14 protein-coding genes, 3 rRNA genes and 1 pseudogene are annotated in these 21,360 nt (G+C 68.6%); 15 read left to right on the top strand and 3 right to left on the bottom strand.

The window, feature by feature from the left end; translation table 11 throughout:
* Nucleotides 1-116 precede the first annotated feature (116 nt).
* The gene (locus E6W39_RS12405) at nt 117-920 is read right to left on the bottom strand and encodes a hypothetical protein (protein WP_141633595.1); all 804 of its coding nucleotides are present in this window, start codon (nt 918-920) and stop codon (nt 117-119) included.
* Between the two features lie 183 nt (nt 921-1,103).
* On the opposite strand from E6W39_RS12405, the gene E6W39_RS12400 reads away from it, so the two are divergent.
* From E6W39_RS12400 to E6W39_RS12375, 6 genes are all read left to right on the top strand, one after another.
* Nucleotides 1,104-1,895, top strand: coding sequence for an ABC transporter ATP-binding protein (locus E6W39_RS12400; RefSeq protein WP_101382914.1), 792 nt, complete (start codon nt 1,104-1,106; stop codon nt 1,893-1,895).
* Nucleotides 1,896-2,131: 236 nt separating this feature from the next.
* The gene (locus E6W39_RS12395) at nt 2,132-2,554 is read left to right on the top strand and encodes an NfeD family protein (RefSeq protein WP_141633594.1); all 423 of its coding nucleotides are present in this window, start codon (nt 2,132-2,134) and stop codon (nt 2,552-2,554) included.
* A 66-nt stretch (nt 2,555-2,620) separates the two neighbouring features.
* Nucleotides 2,621-3,682 carry an SPFH domain-containing protein gene (locus E6W39_RS12390; RefSeq protein ID WP_141633593.1) on the top strand — a complete coding sequence of 354 codons (1,062 nt, stop codon included), beginning with the start codon at nt 2,621-2,623 and terminating at the stop codon, nt 3,680-3,682.
* A 219-nt stretch (nt 3,683-3,901) separates the two neighbouring features.
* Nucleotides 3,902-4,660, top strand: a complete 759-nt coding sequence (locus tag E6W39_RS12385) for a sulfite exporter TauE/SafE family protein (RefSeq protein WP_141633592.1) — start codon at nt 3,902-3,904, stop codon at nt 4,658-4,660.
* A gap of 115 nt (nt 4,661-4,775) precedes the next feature.
* On the top strand, nt 4,776-5,072 hold the full coding sequence (locus E6W39_RS12380) for a 4a-hydroxytetrahydrobiopterin dehydratase (RefSeq protein WP_141633591.1): 297 nt from the start codon (nt 4,776-4,778) through the stop codon (nt 5,070-5,072).
* A 65-nt stretch (nt 5,073-5,137) separates the two neighbouring features.
* Nucleotides 5,138-6,997: an outer membrane protein assembly factor BamB family protein gene (locus E6W39_RS12375; protein ID WP_141633590.1), complete on the top strand. Its 1,860-nt coding sequence runs from the start codon at nt 5,138-5,140 to the stop codon at nt 6,995-6,997.
* Between the two features lie 88 nt (nt 6,998-7,085).
* On the opposite strand, the gene E6W39_RS12370 is transcribed toward E6W39_RS12375, so the two are convergent.
* On the bottom strand, nt 7,086-7,604 hold the full coding sequence (locus E6W39_RS12370; RefSeq protein ID WP_101382919.1) for an HNH endonuclease: 519 nt from the start codon (nt 7,602-7,604) through the stop codon (nt 7,086-7,088).
* 153 nt (nt 7,605-7,757) lie between these two features.
* On the opposite strand from E6W39_RS12370, the gene E6W39_RS12365 reads away from it, so the two are divergent.
* The 7 genes and pseudogenes from E6W39_RS12365 (at nt 7,758) to E6W39_RS40375 (ending at nt 18,049) form a co-directional block, all read left to right on the top strand.
* Nucleotides 7,758-8,423, top strand: a complete 666-nt coding sequence (locus E6W39_RS12365; RefSeq protein ID WP_141633589.1) for a DNA-3-methyladenine glycosylase — start codon at nt 7,758-7,760, stop codon at nt 8,421-8,423.
* 103 nt (nt 8,424-8,526) lie between these two features.
* Nucleotides 8,527-9,792 (top strand): tyrosine--tRNA ligase, encoded by a 1,266-nt coding sequence (tyrS, locus tag E6W39_RS12360; protein WP_141637696.1) that lies wholly within the window; start codon nt 8,527-8,529, stop codon nt 9,790-9,792.
* A gap of 642 nt (nt 9,793-10,434) precedes the next feature.
* Nucleotides 10,435-11,956, top strand: a 16S ribosomal RNA gene (locus E6W39_RS12350).
* 280 nt (nt 11,957-12,236) lie between these two features.
* A 23S ribosomal RNA gene (locus tag E6W39_RS12345) occupies nt 12,237-15,350 on the top strand.
* A gap of 141 nt (nt 15,351-15,491) precedes the next feature.
* Nucleotides 15,492-15,608, top strand: a 5S ribosomal RNA gene (gene rrf, locus E6W39_RS12340).
* Together the 16S, 23S and 5S rRNA genes form the textbook arrangement of a ribosomal RNA operon.
* A gap of 323 nt (nt 15,609-15,931) precedes the next feature.
* Nucleotides 15,932-16,660 (top strand): annotated as a pseudogene (locus tag E6W39_RS44125) (tetratricopeptide repeat protein); the annotation flags it as partial.
* Between the two features lie 474 nt (nt 16,661-17,134).
* Nucleotides 17,135-18,049: a tetratricopeptide repeat protein gene (locus E6W39_RS40375; RefSeq protein ID WP_228718655.1), complete on the top strand. Its 915-nt coding sequence runs from the start codon at nt 17,135-17,137 to the stop codon at nt 18,047-18,049.
* A gap of 114 nt (nt 18,050-18,163) precedes the next feature.
* Here E6W39_RS40375 and E6W39_RS12325 read toward each other — a convergent pair whose 3' ends face one another.
* On the bottom strand, nt 18,164-19,543 hold the full coding sequence (locus E6W39_RS12325) for a DUF1015 family protein (protein ID WP_141633586.1): 1,380 nt from the start codon (nt 19,541-19,543) through the stop codon (nt 18,164-18,166).
* A 204-nt stretch (nt 19,544-19,747) separates the two neighbouring features.
* On the opposite strand from E6W39_RS12325, the gene E6W39_RS12320 reads away from it, so the two are divergent.
* Both E6W39_RS12320 and E6W39_RS12315 read left to right on the top strand, forming a co-directional pair.
* Nucleotides 19,748-20,296, top strand: a complete 549-nt coding sequence (locus E6W39_RS12320) for a tetratricopeptide repeat protein (protein WP_141633585.1) — start codon at nt 19,748-19,750, stop codon at nt 20,294-20,296.
* A complete protein-coding gene (locus E6W39_RS12315) occupies nt 20,293-21,324 on the top strand; it encodes an HAD-IIA family hydrolase (protein ID WP_141633584.1) in 1,032 nt (343 codons plus the stop codon). The genes E6W39_RS12320 and E6W39_RS12315 overlap by 4 nt, the downstream gene beginning before the upstream one ends.
* The last annotated feature ends 36 nt before the right edge of the window (nt 21,325-21,360 follow it).

The following is a 21,360-nucleotide window of genomic DNA, read 5'->3' as shown; positions in this document are numbered from 1 at the left end:
GGGCCTTCCTGACAGCAGGTCCTCCTGACGGCGGGCCCGCCCGCCAACGCTCCCCCCGGCGCCGGCGGGCCCGCCCACCCGGCCGCCCCGGCCGTGCCCCCGCCCCACCCCGCGCCTCAGTCCCCCCGCTCGTCCACGATCGCGTTGTAGGCAGCCACCTGCGCCCGGCGGGCGGTGCGCCGCAGCGGAGTCAGCACGGCGGTGCGCGCGGCCATCTCCCCGGCGCTCACCGCGGCGCCGTGTCCGTCGGCCGCGATCGCCAGCAGCGCCGAGACCTGGCGCGCCGACTCCAGCACCCGCACCGCCCGCGGCGGGTAGCCGGGTGCCAGGAGCTTGCTGTGCCCGCGTCTGCGGTACTGCTCCAGCGCCCGCAGTGCCTCGGGTCCGGCGCCGGCCACGTCCAGCCGGGCCAGCAGCTCGGTGGCCTCGCGCAGCCCGTCGGCCAGTTCGCGTTCGGCCTCGTACAGCGAGGGAACGTCGGCCGGCGGCGCGTTCCGCACCTCCCAGCATCGCCACAGCACCGTCACCGACTGGTCACCGGGTGGCCCGTAGGCGTCGATCTCGGGAACGAATCCGATCGGCAGGCCCACCGCGAGCACCGCCTCGCCGACGGCCATGGCGGCGCTGTTGAACTCCGCCGGGCCGGTCAGCCCCAGCGGGTGTCCCTCGGACGGCAGCGCCAGCCGCAGCCCGGTCACCCCGAGCACCCGCAGCCGCCCGATTGCCCAGGTCAGCGCGTGCTGCTCGCCCTCGGTGTCGCCCGGCAGCCCGACCACCCGGTGCCGTTCGTCACTCCCCACCACCTCCTCCACCACGTGGTCGGGCGGGGTGTGGCCGGCCAGCAGGGAGTTGCCCCAGGCGGTCAGCCGGGCGGAACGCGGCTCGGCGAAGTAGTCAGCGGCGGCGGGAGTCAGCGGCATCCCGCCAGCCTACGGACAAGGCGGCCACCTGGGTGGCGTAGGTTTGGGCTGTGCTGTGCGAGCAGCTGTGCCACCGTGCCCGCGGTTGCGCTCCCTCCCCGCCTATCCGACGGGCGGAGTAGGCTGCCCGCCCGCACCGACTGGTCGACACGAGTGGCATCCGAAGTTGGGGAAGGCAGAGGCATGAGCGACGTGCTGGAGCTGGTTGACGTTTCCGTGGTCAGGGATGGCCGCGCACTGATCAGCCAAGTCTCCTGGTCGGTGGCCGAGGGCGAGCGCTGGGTGATCCTGGGCCCGAACGGCGCCGGCAAGACGACCCTGCTCCAGGTCGCCAGCAGCTATCTGCACCCGACCAGCGGCACCGTCGCGGTGCTCGGGGAGAAGCTCGGCTCGGTCGACGTCTTCGAGCTGCGCCAGCGGATCGGCCTGGCCGGCGTCTCGCTGCTGGACCGGATCCCGCGCGAGCAGACCGTGCTGCAGACCGTGCTCACCGCCGCCTACGGCATGACCGCCACCTGGCAGGAGGAGTACGAGTCCCTCGACGAGTCGCGGGCGCTGCTGCTGCTCGACCGCCTCGGCATGGGCGGCTACGAGCAGCGCAAGTTCGGCACCCTCTCCGAGGGCGAGCGCAAGCGCACCCTGATCGCCCGCGCCCTGATGACCGACCCCGAGCTGCTGCTGCTCGACGAGCCGGCCGCCGGCCTGGACCTCGGCGGCCGTGAGGACCTGGTGCGCCGCCTCGGTGCGCTCGCCCAGGACTCGCAGGCCCCCGCCATGGCGATGGTCACCCACCACGTCGAGGAGATCGCCCCCGGCTTCACCCACGTCCTGATGCTGCGTCAGGGCAAGGTGCTCGCCGCCGGCCCGATCGACACCGAGCTGACGGCGCGCAACCTGTCGCTCTGCTTCGGCCTGCCGCTCACCCTGGAGCGCCACGGCGACCGCTGGGCGGCCCAGGGCCTGCCGCTCGGCTGACCGTCTGCTCGGACTCGGCGGGCCCCGCTCGGCCGGCCCTCCGTCCGACTCGGCAGGCCCCGCTCGGTCGGTCATCAGTTCGAGTCGGCAGGCCCCACTCCGCTCACCCTCTGTTCGACCCTGCGGGGCTCCGTTCGACCGACGGTCGATCAGGTGCCGCACAGCTGACCGGTTTCCGGCCCTCCACCTGCGGGAAGGGCCCACACCGGACGTTGTTTCCTCCCTAGGATGGGCATGTGGACAGCTGGCTGTGGTGGCTGCTGGTCGCCGTGCTGCTCGGAGTGCCGCTGGTGGCGACCGCACTGCCGGAGTTCGGCCTGTTCGCGATCGGGGCGGGCGTCGCTGCTGCGGCGGCCGGCCTCGGGGCGGGTGTGGTCTGGCAGTTCCTCACCTTCCTGGTGGTCTCGGTCGCCGCGGTGGCGCTGCTCCGCCCGGTCGCCTACCGGCGGCTCCAGAAGGGCCCGCGGGTCCGGATGGGGATCGAGGCGCTGGTGGGGGCTCGGGCCGTGGTGCAGGAACGGGTGGACGGCCTGGACGGTCGGATCAAGCTCAACGGCGAGATCTGGTCAGCCCGGGCGCTGCACCCCGACCGGGTCTACGAAGTGGGCCAGCAAGTGGATGTGATCGAAATCCAGGGCGCGACCGCCCTGGTCGACTAGCCGGTCGCCAGACCGGCCGGTCGTGCGAGTCGTGGCCAGTTGTCCGAGTTGTCCAGGGGAGACACCGTGGAACCCGTCCTCATCGTGCTGATCGTCCTGGTGGTGCTGGCCCTCATCGCACTGATCCGGACAATCCAGGTGATCCCGCAGGGCAGTGCTGCGATCGTGGAGCGGTTCGGCCGCTACACCCGCACCCTGAACGCCGGGCTGAACATCGTGGTGCCGTTCGTCGACACCGTCCGCAACCGGATCGACCTGCGCGAGCAGGTCGTGCCGTTCCCGCCGCAGCCGGTGATCACCCAGGACAACCTGGTGGTCAACATCGACACCGTCATCTACTACCAGGTGACCGACGCCCGGGCCGCCACCTACGAGGTGGCCAGCTTCATCCAGGCGATCGAACAGCTCACCGTCACCACGCTGCGCAACATCATCGGCTCGATGGACCTCGAGTCGACCCTGACCTCGCGTGAGGTGATCAACGCCGGGCTGCGCGGGGTGCTCGACGAGGCCACCGGCCGCTGGGGGATCCGGGTCAACCGGGTCGAGCTGAAGGCGATCGAGCCGCCGACCTCCATCCAGGACTCGATGGAGAAGCAGATGCGCGCCGAGCGGGACAAGCGCGCCGCCGTGCTCACCGCCGAGGGTGCCCGGCAGGCCGCGATCCTGCGGGCCGAGGGTGAGAAGCAGGCCGCGGTGCTCAGCGCCGAGGGTGAGGCGCAGGCCGCCGTGCTGCGCGCCGACGGTGAGGCCGCCGCGATCCGCACCGTCTTCGAGGCCATCCACGAGGGCGACGCCGACCAGAAGCTGCTCGCCTACCAGTACCTGCAGACCCTGCCCGAGCTGGCCAAGGGTGACGCCAACAAGCTGTGGATCATCCCCAGCGAGGTGGGCGACGCGCTCAAGGGCCTGGGCGGTGCGTTCGGCGGCCTCAGCGGGCAGGGGGCCGGTCCGGGTGCCGCGCCCAAGGTCGGTCCCGATCTGACCAAGCAGCCGGTGGCGGACGGCTCGGTGCCGCGTCCGGTCGGCTCCGCCAACGGTCCGCGCCCGCTGGACACCGATGACTCCGGCGCCACCCGGCCGCGGGTCAACCCGACCCGGGAGTACCCGCAGATCGACCCCGAGTGAACTCGACCCCGCGTGACCCCGAGCTCACCCGACCCCGAGTAACCCCGACTGAGCCCGCCCCGAGTGAACTCGACTCCGACTGAACCGAGTCATTTCATGTGATGTGAAGATTCGTCTCTCATCCTGAAACCGACTGGGCGCTGTGGTGCCCCGTCCGGGATCATCGCGAACGCCGCCACCCCGCCCGGGGGCGGACACGCGAACAGTAGGGACGACTCCATGACTCCATGGGAAGGGCTGGCGGTCTTCGCAGCCGGGGCGGGTGCGGGCACCATCAACGTCATAGTGGGATCGGGGACGCTGATCACGTTCCCGGTCCTGCTGGCGATCGGGCTGCCGCCCGTCACCGCCAATGTCTCCAACACGCTGGGGCTGGTGCCCGGGTCGATCAGCGGTGCGATCGGCTACCGGCAGGAGCTGGTCGGCCAGCGCAGGCGGCTGCTCCGGCTCGGCGTGGCCTCGCTGCTGGGCGGGTTGCTGGGGGCGGTGCTGCTCACCCGCCTGCCCGGATCCGCGTTCAACGCGATCGTGCCGGTGCTGATTTTGCTGGCCCTGGTGCTGGTGGTGATTCAGCCCCGGGTGGCCCGCGCGGTCGCGGCTCGCGGCGGCGCCCCCGCCCACCCCGACGGCAGCTGGGCGCTGGTCCTCGGCATCTTCTGCTGCGGCATCTACGGCGGCTACTTCGGCGCCGCCCAGGGCGTGCTGATGCTGGCCCTGATGGGCATGCTGCTCCGCGACGACCTGCAGCGGATGAACGCGGTCAAGAACGTGCTGGCCCTGATCGTCAACGCCGTCGCCGCGGTGTTCTTCATGTTCACCACGCACATGGACTGGCTAGCCGCCCTGCTGATCGCGGCCGGCTCGACGATCGGCGGGCTGATCGGCGCCAAGGTCGGCCGCCGACTGCCGCCGATCGCGCTGCGCACGCTGATCGTGCTGGTCGGACTCGCAGCGGTCACCAAACTGCTGATCGGCTGACGGCTCGACGGACGGCATCTGACGTTCCATCAGACTCCGCTCCCGGTCCCCTATGCTCGGCGCGAAGGCACTGCCGACCGGCAGCCCAGCGACCCAGCGGACCGGGAGCGACCTGATGAGCAGCAGCACCCTCCTCACCGAGGACGAGATCACCGCGGCGCTGTCCGTCCTGCCCGACTGGCAGCGCAGCGGCGACTCGATCACCAGGACGGCCGACGCCGCCGACTTCCCGGCCGCGATCCGGGTGGTGAACGCGGTCGCCGAGGCCGCCGAGCGGCTCAACCACCACCCGGACATCGACATCCGCTGGCGCACCCTCACCTTCGTGCTCTCCACGCACAGCGCGGGTGGTCTGACCGGCCTGGACTTCCAGCTCGCCGCCTTGATCGACCAGGCGTTCGAGAGGGCCTGACCGCCCGCACGCGTCGCCGTGAGATGCTGGCGGGCGGCAGTACGCAGTCGGATGAACGGGAACTCATGAGTCAGGACGGGTACGACTACCAGCACTCGTGGTACCCCACCGAGCCAAACCAGCAGCCCCAGCCCCATCCCGATGGGACCGGCGAGCAGCAGCAGTGGGCGTGGCAGGGCCAGCAGGAGCAGCAGCCCTACCAGCAGCCCGGCACGGGGGAGTACGGCGCGGAGCACGGCAGTGGGTACCAGGGGGAGTCCGCCGATCAGTACGGCTACCCGCAGCCCCCGGCCGCCCCGCCCGAGTATCCGGCGGGGGCCGAGTACCAGGCGCCCTACCAGGACCCGCACGCCCAAGGCATGCACGCCCAGGCCACCGAGACCATGCCTCGGATACCGGGCGAGGGGCCCGTCACCGCTGAGCCGGGCACCTCGGACCCCTTCGCGGAGTTCGGCACCGACGCAGGCACCGAGCCCACGGGCGGCACCGGAGCCCAGGACGACGGCGACCCCGACGCACGGCCGGGCCGCGGCCGCCGTTCGGACGCCGGCAGCGGCGGCTCGCTGCGTGACCGCGCCCAGGGCGTGCTGGACGGCGTGCTCACCAAGGACGGCGGCCCGGACCGCCGCACCCTGCTGATCCGCTGCGCCGCCGGCGTGCTGGCCCTCGGCGTGCTGGTCACCGCCGGGGTGGTCGCCACCAGCGGCGGCAGCAGCCACCACGCCCCGGCCGCGACGCCGCCCAGCACCGACACCGGCTTCGCCGTCGCCCACAACAAGATCTGGACGGCCCAGCCGGCCAGCGCCCCTCAGCAGGGCAGCGACGACACCCTGGCCGGCAGCTGGCTGGTCGCCAACGCCCTGGTCCGCGCCGACAGCACCGGCGTGCACGCCTATGACGCCGCCAGCGGCAAGCCCACCTGGTCGCTGGACGCCCCCGCCCAGGGAGCAGTCCCCTGCGGCCTCTCACCCACCGTCAACTCGTCCGGCCTCGGCGCCGCGCTCTTCCGCACCGGCGCCGACCCCAAGAGCCCCTGCACCCTGCTGGTCGCCGTCGACACCAAGACCGGCAAGGCCGCCTGGAACAAGCAGCTCTCCAACACCACCAACCCGTACGCCGCGCACGCCGCCGTCTTCGACGACAAGGTGATCGCGGTCGGCGACGACAAGGTCTACGCCTGGGGCGCCGCCGACGGCCACGACCTGTGGCAGTACGCCGGACAGGGCAAGTACTGCACCCTCTCCGGCGGGGCCAACGGCAACACCGTGCTGGTGCACAGCAATTGCGCCGACAGCAACCCCGGCGACCAGATGGTCGCGATGGGCGCGGCCGACGGCAAGGTGCTCTGGTCGCACGGCCTGGACGGGCAGCCCAAGACCGTCACCGTGCTCTCCGCGGAGCCCGCGGCCGTGCTCACCACCGGTGACCAGCCCACCGACGACAAGCTGGTCTCCTTCGGCCAGGACGGCAACCCGTCCGCCACCATCCAGCTGGTCTCCAACACCGGCCGGCTGAACGCCACCGCCGGCACCTTCGACCCGACGCCCGCGATCTTCTTCCAGGACCACCTCGCCGTCGCCACCAGCACCGCCACCGACGGCAAGACCAGCGTCGTCGCCTACGACCTGGCCAGCGGCAAGGAGTCCTGGCACACGGCGATAAGCGAGAAGGGCAACGTCCGCGCGGTCGGCCTGGACAACGGCACCCTGGTGCTGGCCACCGAGGAGCGCGTCGAACAGCCCGCCCACCTCAGCCGGTTCGCGCTGAACGGCGGCCAGGAGACGGTCGGCGGCAACTTCCCGCCGGCCACCGGCTCACTGCTCACCTCCGGGCGGGTGCTGACCGGCAGCGACCGGGTGGTCGTGATACCCGAGCACTCCACCAACTTCGGTACTGCCACCGCGTTCCAGGCAGCCAAGGGCTGACCGGCCCACTGGCTCAGCAGGGTTGCCCGCAGCCCGGCTGAGCCAGTGGCCCGGTGACCGCCGCACTCCGCCCAGCCGGCGGCGCGCTTCAGGCCACCGCCGGCCGACCCGGCAGCCACTGCGCCAGCTCCGCGGCCTCGCCGGCCCGCAGGCCCAGCGCCAGCATCAGCGAGGCCTGCGGCGTCGGCTCGAACGGCCGCCGCAGCAGCACCATCCCGGCCTGCTCCGGAGTCCGGTCCGCCTTGCGCTGGTTGTCCTCGGCGCAGGCCGCCACGGTGTTCAGCCAGCTGTCCGCGCCACCCCGGGAGCGCGGCACCAGGTGGTCCACCGTGGTCGCCCGCCGGTCGCAGTAGGCGCACCGGTGCTGGTCCCGCACCAGGACACCCCGCCGCGACCACGGCGCCCGTTGTCGGAACGGCACTCTGACGTATTGCCTCAGTCTGATCACCCGGGGCACCGGCACCGACAGACCGGTCGCCCGCACCATCCGCAGCGGATGGGCCTGCTCGACCACCGCCTTGTCCTGCAGCACCAGCACCACGGCACGTTGCAGCGACACTGTCGACAGCGGCTCGTAACTCGCATTCAGCACCAACGTGTTGCGCACTTCGGAGCACCTCCCCGGCCCGTCCCCGCCCGCTTGGCGGACTCAAACCACTGTGACCGCCGAGGTCTGCCCCGGACAACGGAATTTCCGGCAGGTTTCGCCCGCTCGGAGCAATCGTCGGAGTAGTCAGCGCCGCGCTCTAGGCTCGGTTCCGTGGCTACCGACTCCGGCACCCCGCTGCCGCGCTCCTTCTTCGACCGCCCGTCACCCGAGGTGGCACCCGACCTGCTCGGCCGCACCCTGCGCTGCACCCTGCCGACCGGCACCGTCGAACTGCGCCTCACCGAGGTCGAGGCCTACACCGGCCCCGACGACCCGGCCTCGCACGCCTACCGCGGCCAAACCGCCCGCAACGCAGTGATGTTCGGACCACCGGGACATTCCTACGTGTACTTCACCTATGGCATGCACTTCTGCGTGAACCTGGTCTGCGGCCCCGAACTCCACCCCGGTGCAGTGCTGTTGCGGGCCGGCGAGGTGATCGGGGGAGTGGAGCAGGCCCGCAAGCGCCGCACCACCAGCCGCCGGGACCACGACCTGGCCCAGGGCCCGGCCCGGCTCGCCGTCGCCCTCGGCATCGACCGGGCACAGGACGGCGAGGACGTGATCGACGGTCCGGTCTTCCGCCTCTTCCCCGGCACCCCGCCGCCGGCCCGGCTGGTCCGCACCGGCCCGCGCACCGGGATCGCCACCGCCACCGACGTCCCGTGGCGGTTCTGGATCGACGGCGACCCCACCGTCAGCCCCTACCGCGCCCACACCCCGCGGCGCCGCACACCCGGACGCGGCCCCTCCACGTCGGCCGCTGAAACCGAGTAGGGGCCGATGGCACGGAACGCGTAGTCTCGGACACGCTGGACTGCACCGGATCCCGTCGGACCGCCACCGGGCGGACCCGACCCGACCAAGGAGAACCGTGACCGTGACGGACATCGTCGACGAGCTGAAGTGGCGCGGGCTGATCGCCCTCTCCACCGACGAGGACGCATTGCGCAAGGCGTTCGCGGACGGCCCGGTCACCTTCTATTGCGGCTTCGACCCGACCGCGCCGAGCCTGCACCTCGGCAACCTGGTGCAGCTGCTCACCATGCGCCGGATCCAGCAGGCGGGCCACCTGCCGCTGGGCCTGGTCGGTGGCGCCACGGGTCTGATCGGCGACCCCAAGCCGACCGCCGAGCGGGTCCTGAACGACCCGGAGACGGTGGCCGCCTGGGTGCTGCGCCTGCGCGGCCAGGTCGAGAAGTTCCTCGACTTCGAGGGCGACCACGCGGCCCGCCTGGTCAACAACCTGGACTGGACCTCGGGCCTGTCCGCGATCGGCCTGCTGCGCGACATCGGCAAGTACTTCCGGGTCAACAACATGATCGCCAAGGAGGCGGTGGCCCGCCGCCTCAACTCCGACGCGGGCATCAGCTACACCGAGTTCAGCTACCAGATCCTCCAGGGCATGGACTTCCTGGAGCTGAACCGCCGCTACGGCTGCACCCTGCAGACCGGTGGCAGCGACCAGTGGGGCAATCTCACCGCCGGCACCGACCTGATCCGCAAGGCCGAGGGCAAGTCGGTGCACGCCCTGGCCACCCCGCTGATCACCAAGGCCGACGGCACCAAGTTCGGCAAGACCGAGTCCGGCACCATCTGGCTCGACGCCGAACTGACCACGCCCTACGCCTTCTACCAGTTCTGGCTGAACTCCGACGACCGCGACGTCTCCAACTTCCTGCGGATCTTCTCGTTCCGCTCGCGGGAGGAGATCGAGGAGCTGGAGCGGGAGACCACCGAGCGCCCGCACCTGCGCCTCGCCCAGCGCGCACTCGCCGAGGAGCTCACCACCCTGGTTCACGGCGCCGAGCAGTACGAGCGCGCGGTGGCCGCCTCCAAGGCGCTCTTCGGGCAGGGCGAGCTGACCGACCTGGAGGCCGCGACGCTGGCCGCCGCACTGGCCGAGGTCCCGCGGGCCGAGGTCAGCGAGCTGGCCCCGATCGCCGACCTGCTGGTCGCGGTCGGCCTGGCCCCCAGCCGCTCGGCGGCCCGCCGCACCCTCAAGGAGGGCGGCGCCTACCTGAACAACGCCAAGGTCGCGGACGAGGAGGCCGTCCCCACCGAGGGCGACCTGCTGCACGGCCGCTGGCTGGTGCTGCGCCGCGGCAAGCGGAACCTCGCCGCGGTGGAGCTGGTCAGCGCCTGAGGCCGCGTCAGGCGGGCCGGGCAGCTTCGGCCGGCCTGAAATCACACCCGGCTTGACCTGGTGAAACACCCCGCAGGGGCCAGATCTGGACAGATCTGGCCCCTGCATGTTTGACGGCGCTGCTCAGCTGACCTAAGGTGGATCGAGTCGCCTGAACCGGGGGACGCAAGAGGCAGTCGAGAGGCTGGCTCGATCCCATCCGGTGCGACCATCACACTTACGGATTTATCAGCCAAGCTACTTTCCATTCGGAAATCAGCATGGTCCGGACCTGGTCCGGAAATGCAGTAGAGTGATGGCCGTCGCAAGAGCAGAAAGCGGCCCTGGCCAGCCAGGAAGCCAGAAAAGGCACCAAGCCGGATCTGATAAGCTGGAAACACGAAAGAACGCAGTACCTAATGAAACGAATGCCCGGAGAAAACGCGGAAGCGAATTCGAAGGAAGCGTCCGTTCCTTGAGAACTCAACAGCGTGCCAAAAGTCAACGCCAGATATGTTGACATCCCCGGCCTTGATCCTTCCGGATCGGGGTTGGAGATTCCTTTTGAAATAAACACTAGCGAGGACGCAGTGCACGGGGCCGCCCTATTCCGGTGGTTGCTGTGCCGCTCTGCGCGAGTGTTCGCTCGATTACGAGCAGACATTCACGGAGAGTTTGATCCTGGCTCAGGACGAACGCTGGCGGCGTGCTTAACACATGCAAGTCGAACGGTGAAGCCCTTCGGGGTGGATCAGTGGCGAACGGGTGAGTAACACGTGGGCAATCTGCCCTGCACTCTGGGACAAGCCCTGGAAACGGGGTCTAATACCGGATATGACCTGGAGCCGCATGGTTCCGGGTGGAAAGCTCCGGCGGTGCAGGATGAGCCCGCGGCCTATCAGCTTGTTGGTGGGGTAATGGCCTACCAAGGCGACGACGGGTAGCCGGCCTGAGAGGGCGACCGGCCACACTGGGACTGAGACACGGCCCAGACTCCTACGGGAGGCAGCAGTGGGGAATATTGCACAATGGGCGAAAGCCTGATGCAGCGACGCCGCGTGAGGGATGACGGCCTTCGGGTTGTAAACCTCTTTCAGCAGGGAAGAAGCGCAAGTGACGGTACCTGCAGAAGAAGCACCGGCTAACTACGTGCCAGCAGCCGCGGTAATACGTAGGGTGCGAGCGTTGTCCGGAATTATTGGGCGTAAAGAGCTCGTAGGCGGCCTGTCGCGTCGGATGTGAAAGCCCGGGGCTTAACCCCGGGTCTGCATTCGATACGGGCAGGCTAGAGTGTGGTAGGGGAGATCGGAATTCCTGGTGTAGCGGTGAAATGCGCAGATATCAGGAGGAACACCGGTGGCGAAGGCGGATCTCTGGGCCATTACTGACGCTGAGGAGCGAAAGCGTGGGGAGCGAACAGGATTAGATACCCTGGTAGTCCACGCCGTAAACGTTGGGAACTAGGTGTTGGCGACATTCCACGTCGTCGGTGCCGCAGCTAACGCATTAAGTTCCCCGCCTGGGGAGTACGGCCGCAAGGCTAAAACTCAAAGGAATTGACGGGGGCCCGCACAAGCAGCGGAGCATGTGGCTTAATTCGACGCAACGCGAAGAACCTTACCAAGGCTTGACATATACCGGAAACGGCTAGAGATAGTCGCCCCCTTGTGGTCGGTATACAGGTGGTGCATGGTTGTCGTCAGCTCGTGTCGTGAGATGTTGGGTTAAGTCCCGCAACGAGCGCAACCCTTGTTCTGTGTTGCCAGCATGCCTTTCGGGGTGATGGGGACTCACAGGAGACTGCCGGGGTCAACTCGGAGGAAGGTGGGGATGACGTCAAATCATCATGCCCCTTATGTCTTGGGCTGCACACGTGCTACAATGGCCGGTACAAAGGGCTGCGATACCGTGAGGTGGAGCGAATCCCAAAAAGCCGGTCTCAGTTCGGATTGGGGTCTGCAACTCGACCCCATGAAGTTGGAGTTGCTAGTAATCGCAGATCAGCATGCTGCGGTGAATACGTTCCCGGGCCTTGTACACACCGCCCGTCACGTCACGAAAGTCGGTAACACCCGAAGCCGGTGGCCTAACCCTTGGGAGGGAGCCGTCGAAGGTGGGACCAGCGATTGGGACGAAGTCGTAACAAGGTAGCCGTACCGGAAGGTGCGGCTGGATCACCTCCTTTCTAAGGAGCACATAGCCGGATGCGAGCGAATGTCTCGCACGGTTGCTCATGGGTGGAACGTTGACTATTCGGCGCACAGGGTTGGTTGTCTCCTAGTACTGCTTCGGCGTGGAACGGGTTCAAGTGATCGGGTGTGTCGGGCACGTTGTTGGGTCCTGAGGGAACGGCCGTAAGGCTGGAACCTCGGTGAGCCGGTCTCATGCGAGATGCCCTGTTGCGGGTGTTGAGTGTGGGTGTCTGGTCGTTGTTTGAGAACTGCACAGTGGACGCGAGCATCTGTGGCCAAGTTTTTAAGGGCGCACGGTGGATGCCTTGGCACCAGGAACCGATGAAGGACGTGGGAGGCCGCGATAGGCCCCGGGGAGCTGTCAACCGAGCTTTGATCCGGGGGTGTCCGAATGGGGAAACCCGGCAGTCGTCATGGGCTGTCACCCATACCTGAACACATAGGGTATGTGGAGGGAACGCGGGGAAGTGAAACATCTCAGTACCCGCAGGAAGAGAAAACAACCGTGATTCCGGGAGTAGTGGCGAGCGAAACCGGATGAGGCTAAACCTTGAGCGTGTGAGACCCGGCAGGGGTTGCGCTTGAGGGGTCGTGGGATTTTTCTTGATCGGTCTGCCGGCCGGTCGGCGAGTCAGAAACCGTATGGGTAGTCGAAGGACATGCGAAAGGTCCGGCGTAGAGGGTAAGACCCCCGTAGACGAAATCTGTACGGCTCGCTTGAAGAACACCCAAGTAGCACGGGGCCCGAGAAATCCCGTGTGAATCTGGCGGGACCACCCGCTAAGCCTAAATATTCCCTGGTGACCGATAGCGGATAGTACCGTGAGGGAATGGTGAAAAGTACCGCGGGAGCGGAGTGAAATAGTACCTGAAACCGTGTGCCTACAAGCCGTGGGAGCGTCGTCACCCTTTGGGTGGCCGTGACTGCGTGCCTTTTGAAGAATGAGCCTGCGAGTTTGCGGTGTGTAGCGAGGTTAACCCGTGTGGGGTAGCCGTAGCGAAAGCGAGTCCGAATAGGGCGTCTGAGTTGCATGCCCAAGACCCGAAGCGGAGTGATCTAGCCATGGGCAGGTTGAAGCGCGGGTAAGACCGTGTGGAGGACCGAACCCACCAGGGTTGAAAACCTGGGGGATGACCTGTGGTTAGGGGTGAAAGGCCAATCAAACTCCGTGATAGCTGGTTCTCCCCGAAATGCATTTAGGTGCAGCGTCGCGTGTTTCTTGCCGGAGGTAGAGCACTGGATAGGCGATGGGCCTCACCGGGTTACTGACCTTAGCCAAACTCCGAATGCCGGTAAGTGAGAGCGCGGCAGTGAGACTGTGGGGGATAAGCTCCATGGTCGAGAGGGAAACAGCCCAGAACACCGACTAAGGTCCCTAAGCGTGTGCTAAGTGGGAAAGGATGTGGAGTCGCAGAGACAACCAGGAGGTTGGCTTAGAAGCAGCCACCCTTGAAAGAGTGCGTAATAGCTCACTGGTCAAGTGATTCCGCGCCGACAATGTAGCGGGGCTCAAGTACACCACCGAAGTCGTGTCATTCACAGAATACGCCCAACGGCGCTGTGGATGGGTAGGGGAGCGTCGTGTGCCGGGTGAAGCGGCCGAGGAATCGAGTCGTGGACGGTATACGAGTGAGAATGCAGGCATGAGTAGCGATACAAGAGTGGGAAACTCTTGCGCCGATTGACCAAGGGTTCCTGGGTCAAGCTGATCTGCCCAGGGTAAGTCGGGACCTAAGGCGAGGCCGACAGGCGTAGTCGATGGACAACGGGTTGATATTCCCGTACCCGCTTTGAAGCGCCAACGGCGAACCAGGTGATGCTAAGCCCGTGAAGCCGCCCCGGAGTCTTCGGACAAAGGGGAGTGGTGGAGCCGGTGACCCAAGTCTGTAGTAGCTGAGCGATGGGGTGACGCAGGAAGGTAGTCCAGCCCGGGCGGTGGTTGTCCCGGGGTAAGGGTGTAGGACGTGGGGTAGGCAAATCCGCCTCACATATAGTCTGAGACCTGATGCCGAGCCGATTGTGGTGAAGTGGATGATCCTATGCTGTCGAGAAAAGCCTCTAGCGAGTTTCATGGCGGCCCGTACCCCAAACCGACTCAGGTGGTCAGGTAGAGAATACCGAGGCGTTCGGGTGAACTATGGTTAAGGAACTCGGCAAAATGCCCCCGTAACTTCGGGAGAAGGGGGCCCCTCCTGGTGATGGCACGTGCTGCCTGAGCTGGGGGTGGCCGCAGAGACCAGCGAGAAGCGACTGTTTACTAAAAACACAGGTCCGTGCGAAGCCGTAAGGCGATGTATACGGACTGACGCCTGCCCGGTGCTGGAACGTTAAGGGGACCGGTTAGCTCTGATTCGTCGGGGCGAAGCTGAGAACTTAAGCGCCAGTAAACGGCGGTGGTAACTATAACCATCCTAAGGTAGCGAAATTCCTTGTCGGGTAAGTTCCGACCTGCACGAATGGCGTAACGACTTCTCGACTGTCTCAACCATAGGCCCGGTGAAATTGCATTACGAGTAAAGATGCTCGTTTCGCGCAGCAGGACGGAAAGACCCCGGGACCTTTACTATAGCTTGATATTGGTGTTCGGTTCGGCTTGTGTAGGATAGGTGGGAGACTGTGAAGCAGCAACGCCAGTTGTTGTGGAGTCGCCGTTGAAATACCACTCTGGTCGTGCTGGATGTCTAACCTGGGTCCGTGATCCGGATCAGGGACAGTGTCTGGTGGGTAGTTTAACTGGGGCGGTTGCCTCCTAAAGGGTAACGGAGGCGCCCAAAGGTTCCCTCAGCCTGGTTGGCAATCAGGTGTTGAGTGTAAGTGCACAAGGGAGCTTGACTGTGAGACCGACGGGTCGAGCAGGTGCGAAAGCAGGGACTAGTGATCCGGCGGTGGCTTGTGGAAGCGCCGTCGCTCAACGGATAAAAGGTACCCCGGGGATAACAGGCTGATCTTCCCCAAGAGTCCATATCGACGGGATGGTTTGGCACCTCGATGTCGGCTCGTCGCATCCTGGGGCTGGAGTAGGTCCCAAGGGTTGGGCTGTTCGCCCATTAAAGCGGTACGCGAGCTGGGTTTAGAACGTCGTGAGACAGTTCGGTCCCTATCCGCTGTGCGCGTAGGAGTGTTGAGAAGGGCTGTCCCTAGTACGAGAGGACCGGGACGGACGAACCTCTGGTGTGCCAGTTGTTCTGCCAAGGGCATGGCTGGTTGGCTACGTTCGGGAGGGATAACCGCTGAAAGCATCTAAGCGGGAAGCCTGCTTCGAGATGAGCACTCCCACCTCCTTGAGAGGGTAAGGCTCCCAGTAGACGACTGGGTTGATAGGCCGGATGTGGAAGCCCTGTGAGGGGTGGAGCTGACCGGTACTAATAGGCCGAGGGCTTGTCCTCAGACGCTCGCGTTCACTGTGTGGTTCCCGGGTAGCGAACAGCTATCGCCGGCGAACACTGAGTCGATTTGTTCGGCTCCGCCAAAACAGAAGCAAAACACTTATCAACTGAAAAGTGTGTTCGCTGAATACCCGATAGGGTTTCGGTGGTCATAGCGTGAGGGAAACGCCCGGTTACATTCCGAACCCGGAAGCTAAGCCTTACAGCGCCGATGGTACTGCAGGGGGGACCCTGTGGGAGAGTAGGACGCCGCCGAACAATTCTTCATAGGCCGTGGCCCCAGCGATGAGCTGGGGCCACGGCCTATTTGTTTTTCCGAACACCGATGCTCAAACGCTCCGCCCGCCACTCCAGGCGCGAGGCCGGAGCTGATGCTTGACAATGAAAGTGGTGCCTGGCCGGCGGCCCGGCACCCAAGCCGCGTGCGGCGTTTCGGCGAACCGAATCGCGGCGAAGCTGATGATGTAGAAGGAGTCACCGCGATGTCGAACCCGCCCCAGGACCGCCCCGAGCGCCGCTCTGGCGAAGGCCGAGGCTACGAGCCGCGCTCCCGTAGCGGCTGGTCGAATGACCGTGGTCCGCGTCGGGACGACCGCGACGGTGGTCACCGCCGCGACGACCGTGACCGTCGTGACGACCGCCCCTCCGGCGACCGTGGCGGTTACCGCCGCGACGACCGCCCCTCGTACGGTGACCGTGACCGTGGTGGCGACCGCGGTAGCTTCCGTCGTGACGACCGTCCGTCGGGTGACCGTGGCGGTTACCGTCGCGATGACCGTCCGTCCTACGGCGACCGCGACCGCGGTGGCGACCGTGGTGGCGACCGCGGCAACTTCCGCCGCGACGACCGTCCGTCCGGTGACCGTGGCGGCTTCCGTCGTGACGACCGTCCCTCGTACGGTGACCGTGACCGTGGTGGCGACCGCGGTGGGTTCCGTCGTGACGACCGTCCCTCGTACGGTGACCGTGACCGTGGTGGCGACCGCGGTAACTTCCGTCGCGATGACCGTCCCACCGGAGACCGTGGCGGTTACCGTCGCGAGGAGCGCCCGTCCTACGGCGACCGTGACCGTGGTGGCGACCGCGGTAACTTCCGTCGTGACGACCGTCCGTCGGGTGACCGTGGCGGCTTCCGTCGTGACGACCGTCCGTCGCACGGTGACCGTGACCGTGGTGGCGACCGCGGTGGCTTCCGTCGCGATGACCGTCCGTCCGGTGACCGTGGCGGTTACCGTCGGGAGGAGCGTCCGTCCTACGGCGACCGCGAGCGCGGTGGCGACCGTGGCGGGTTCCGTCGCGATGACCGTCCCTCGCACGGTGACCGTGACCGTGGTGGCGACCGCGGCGGGTTCCGCCGTGAGGAGCGTCCGTCGTACGGTGACCGTGACCGTGGTGGCGACCGTGGCGGGTTCCGTCGTGACGACCGTCCGTCCGGTGACCGTGGCGGTTACCGTCGCGAGGAGCGTCCGTCCTACGGCGACCGCGAGCGCGGTGGCGACCGTGGCGGGTTCCGCCGGGATGACCGCCCCTCGCACGGCGACCGTGACCGTGGCGGCGACCGCGGCGGCTTCCGCCGCGACGACCGTCCGTCGTACGGCGACCGTGACCGTGGTGGCGACCGCGGCGGGTTCCGCCGTGAGGGTCGGCCCGGTGGCGAGCGTGGCGGCGAGCGCGGTGGTCGGCCGTACGGCGACCGCGACCGTGGTGGGCGCTCGTTCGAGGGCCGGCGCGGTGGCGACCGTGAGCGCGGTGGCTACGAGGACCGGCGCGGTACCCAGGAGCCGGTGCACCGCCTCCCGATCCCGGAGGACGTCACCGGCAGCGAGCTGGACGCCGATGTGCACCAGGAGCTGAGGAGCCTGCCGAAGACGCTGGCCGACGACGTGGCCCGCAACCTGGTCATGGTGGCCCGCCTGCTCGACAACGAGCCGGAGGAGGCCTACAAGTACTCGCGGGTCGCGCTCCGCCTGGCCTCGCGCGTGCCGTCGGTGCGGGAGGCGGCCGGGTTCGCCTCGTACATGACGCAGCGCTACTCGGAGGCGCTGACCGAGTTCCGTGCGTCCCGCCGGATGACCGGGCGTGCCGACCTGTGGCCGGTGATGGCCGACTGCGAGCGCGGCCTCGGCCGCCCGGAGAAGGCGCTGGCGATGGCCGGTGAGCCCGAGGTGAAGCAGCTGGACAAGGCCGGCCAGGTCGAGATGCGACTGGTCGCGGCCGGTGCCCGCGCCGACATGGGCCAGTTCGACGCCGCCGTGGTGACCCTGCAGAGCCCGGAGCTGGCCTCGAACGCCGTGCACCCGTGGACGGCCCGCCTGCGGTACGCCTACGCGGAGGCGCTGATCGCCGCCGACCGTGGCGACGAGGCGCGCGAGTGGTTCGCCAAGGCTGCCGAGGCGGACCCGGAGGGCAACACCAACGCCTCCGAGCGGCTCGCCGAGATCGACGGCCTGGAGTTCGTGGACGCTCTGGACCCCGAGGCCGAGGAGGCCGAGGCGCCTGCCGAGCGTCCGGCGGCCGGCCGCGGCTCCCGGGACACTCGCACCGACGAGGGCCAGGACAAGGTCATCTTCGAGGAGGACGAGGACGTCGAGGAGTACTACGACGAGGACGACCTGGAGCTGGAGGACGCTTCCGCCGAGGAGGCCGACCAGATCGAGCGCGACCGCGCCGCCCGTCGTGACGAGGACGACCGGGACTGACATCCCGCACCGCGGAACGCACTGAAAACGCACCGCTGAAGACGCACCACTGAAGGGGGTGTGGTCCCAACCCGCCGAGTGATCGGCCGGGTTGGGACCGCACCCCCTTCTGCGTCAGCCCAGTTCGAGGCTGCGCAGCACCAGCCCGGTGGCCGGCTTGGGGCCGAACGAGGTGGACTTGCGGGGCATGGTGACGCCCTGCTCGGCGAGCCGGCGGACCACCCGCTCCGCCACCGGGTGCAGCAGCACCGCGGTGCCGCCGGACTGGGCGGCCTCGCGCTCGGCGGCCACCGCGGTGTGCAGGTAGCCGATCTCCTCGGCGCTGTCGGGCACCCGCCAGACGTGCTCCAGCAGCGTCGCGTGCAGCACCGTGGCATCGAGGTGGCGCCACTCCTCGGGCCGGTCCCGGCGGACCGAGGCCGCCAGCAGGGCCTCGTCGGGCCCGGTGAGCAGGTGGTATTCGCCGGTGCCGCCGGTCAGTACGAACGCGTTCTGGCCCGACTCCTTGGCCCGGGCCAGGGCGTCCAGGGCGGCGCTGAGCGGGCCGTCGAGCCGTTGCAGCCGCCAACCGTCCTGCTCCGGCTTGAGCGCGGCCAGCGCCTCCTCGATCGGCAGCCGGTAGAGCACCCGGTGGATGGCGCGCACCCGCAGCGGGTAGCGGGCGGTGTCCACCAGCAGCACCATGCCGCGGTCCCAGGGGCTGAACGGCAGGTGGCGGTGCTCGCGCTGCAGCCGCAGGTACATCTCCCAGCGGTGGTGCCCGTCGGCGATCAGTGCCCGGCAGGTGGCCAGGTCACGGCCGACCTCGGCCAGTTCGGCGGGGTCGGTGACGGCCCAGAGCCGGTGCCGGGTGCCGTCCGAGGTGGTGGTGGTGAGCAGCGGCTCACCGGTCACCGTGCGCTCGATCACGGCCGCCGCGCCGCCCTTGCCGCGGTAGGTGAGCAGCAGCGGCTCCAGGTTGGCGCGGGTGGTGCGCATCAGGCCGACCCGGTCGGCGACCGGGCGCGGCATCACGTCCTCGTGCGGCAGCACCACACCGGCCTCGCTGCCGCTGACCGCGAGCGCGCCGATCAGGCCGCGCTGCAGTTGGTCGCCGCTGGGGCTGTCGGCGGCGGTGTGCTGCTCGTAGACGTAGAGCGCGGGGGTCGGGTCGGGGGCGAGCACGCCGTCGCGCAGCCAGGAGTCGAGGAGCCGGGCGGCGTGCCGGTAGCGGGTGTCGCGGTCCGGGCGCTCCCCGGTGTCGTCCGGTTCGGGGCGCGGCAGGATGAGCCGGACTACGTTATGTGGATCGGCGGTCTCCAGGCTCAGCCGGCGGTGCGGATCCACCACGTCGTAGGGCGGGGAGGTGACTGCCGAGAGGCTGCCGACACGCTCTCGGACATAACGCAGCCCGCGGAACGGTGACAGGGACAGCCCCGCAGTGGCGACATGCCCGGGGTCGCCGGGGCCGCCGGCGGAGGCCGTCGCCTCGTGCCCTGCACTGGGTGCACTCATCAGTTCTCTCCCGAGGGTCTCCGGCGATGCCGGCGGAGATTCAGTTGGCCCGCCGTCGCGGGATCGCCGCGGCGCCGGTGAATGTCCGTGCTTGAGTCGTCCCCTCCGCCATGCGGTGGAGATGGTCAATCTGGGAAGGGTATCCGGGAACCAGGTTGTTCCCAGATCTTGGGGAAGAATCCGTCGATCGGAGCGAGGCCGAGCATGAGTGGTGGGCAAGGGCAGGCCGCCGGCGGGGCGGGCGAGGGGCCGGTGGCCGACAGCGGGCGGCCGCTGGGGGACGTCTACGAGTGGTTCCGGCGGGGCCAGCGGCTGCTCGCCGAGGGCCATCCGGCGGCGGCCGAGCAGTTGCTGGCGCGGGCCGCGACCGCCGAGCCGGACTCCAAGAGCATCCGGGAGACGCTGGCCAGAGCCCAGTTCGACGGCGGCCGGTACGCCGAGGCGGCGGACAACTTCCGGGCGGTGGCGCAGGCCGATCCGTCGGACGACTACGCTCAGTTCGGCTGGGGCATCGCGGCCGCCCGGCTCGGCGACTTCGAGACCTCCGTGGAGCACCTGGCGCTGGCGGTGGCGATGCGGCCGCAGGACGAGCACTACCGCAAGGCGCTGCGGCACTCCCGGGCGACCCTGGCGGCCCGGGCCGGCGCCTTCGGGCCGCTGCAGCCCGGTGCCCCCGGCTACGTCCCGCCCCAGCCAGACCAGCCAAACCAGCCAGACCAGCCGAAGTCGACCGACGAGGATGAACAGGCATGACGACCGCCCAGATACCCGGTCACAGCGATCAGCCGCTGGCCATGGCGTACGACACCGCGCTGCTCGACCTGGACGGCGTGGTCTACGCCGGGGCGGCCGCGATCGACCACGCGGTGGAGGCGCTGGACGCGGCCCGGTCCGGCGGCATGCGGCTCGCCTATGTGACCAACAACGCATCGCGCCCGCCGCGGGTGGTGGCGGAGCACCTGACCTCCCTCGGGGTGCCGGCCGAGCCCGCCGACGTGATCAACTCGGCGCAGGCCGCCGCCCGGCTGGTCGCCGAGAAGGTGCCGGCCGGGTCGAAGGTGCTGGTGATCGGCGGTGCCGGGCTGGTCGAGGCGCTGGCCGAGCGCGGTCTGGTGGCCGTCGAGTCGCTGGCCGACGGCCCGGCGGCGGTGGTGCAGGGCTTCGACCCGTCGGTGGGCTGGGCGCGGCTGGCGGAGGCCTCCTACGCGGTGGCCGCCGGGCTGCCCTGGGTGGCGTCCAACCTGGACATGACGGTCCCGACCGCGCGCGGCATCGCGCCGGGGAACGGCACGCTGGTGGCGGCGGTCCGGGTCGCCACCGGGGTGGAGCCGGAGGTGGCGGGCAAGCCGCTGCCGCCGATGCACCGGGAGACGGTGCTGCGCACCGGCGCCAAGCGGCCGCTGGTGGTCGGCGACCGGCTGGACACCGACATCGAGGGCGCCCACAACGGCGGGGTGGACAGCCTGCTGGTCTTCACCGGGGTGACCACCCCGGCCCAGCTGCTCACCGCGCCGCTGCCGCACCGGCCCACCTACCTGGCCGCCGACCTGCGCGGCCTGCTGGAGCCGCACCCCGAGGTGACGGCGCTGCCGGACGGTGGCTTCGCCTGCCGGGGCGTCCGGGCCGGCGTGCTGGACGGTGAGCTGCGGCTCGACGGCGCGAGCAGCGCGGGCGACCGGTTCGACGGCCTGCGGGCGCTCTGCGCGGCGGCCTGGGCGGCGCTGGACCGCGACGGGGAGCCGGTGGACGGGCGAAAGGCGCTGGCTGAGCTGGGTTTCTGAGCGGGCCTGCTGCGCTGAGTCGCTGAGCCGCTGAGT

It is taken from the genome of Kitasatospora acidiphila (assembly GCF_006636205.1).
In the GTDB taxonomy this organism is placed as follows: Bacteria; Actinomycetota; Actinomycetes; order Streptomycetales; family Streptomycetaceae; genus Kitasatospora; species Kitasatospora acidiphila.
The sequence above is the reverse complement of the archived record's forward strand: the minus strand, read 5'-3'. Positions and strand labels throughout refer to the sequence as shown.

Bases quoted from the DNA above. Each gene is read 5' to 3' on its own strand.
- E6W39_RS12405 (WP_141633595.1), bottom strand. From the start codon at position 920: ATGCCGCTGACTCCCGCCGCCGCTGACTACTTCGCCGAGCCGCGTTCC.
- E6W39_RS12400 (WP_101382914.1), top strand. From the start codon at position 1,104: ATGAGCGACGTGCTGGAGCTGGTTGACGTTTCCGTGGTCAGGGATGGC.
- E6W39_RS12385 (WP_141633592.1), top strand. From the start codon at position 3,902: ATGACTCCATGGGAAGGGCTGGCGGTCTTCGCAGCCGGGGCGGGTGCG.
- E6W39_RS12380 (WP_141633591.1), top strand. From the start codon at position 4,776: ATGAGCAGCAGCACCCTCCTCACCGAGGACGAGATCACCGCGGCGCTG.
- E6W39_RS12375 (WP_141633590.1), top strand. From the start codon at position 5,138: ATGAGTCAGGACGGGTACGACTACCAGCACTCGTGGTACCCCACCGAG.
- E6W39_RS12325 (WP_141633586.1), bottom strand. From the start codon at position 19,543: ATGAGTGCACCCAGTGCAGGGCACGAGGCGACGGCCTCCGCCGGCGGC.
- E6W39_RS12320 (WP_141633585.1), top strand. From the start codon at position 19,748: ATGAGTGGTGGGCAAGGGCAGGCCGCCGGCGGGGCGGGCGAGGGGCCG.
- E6W39_RS12315 (WP_141633584.1), top strand. From the start codon at position 20,293: ATGACGACCGCCCAGATACCCGGTCACAGCGATCAGCCGCTGGCCATG.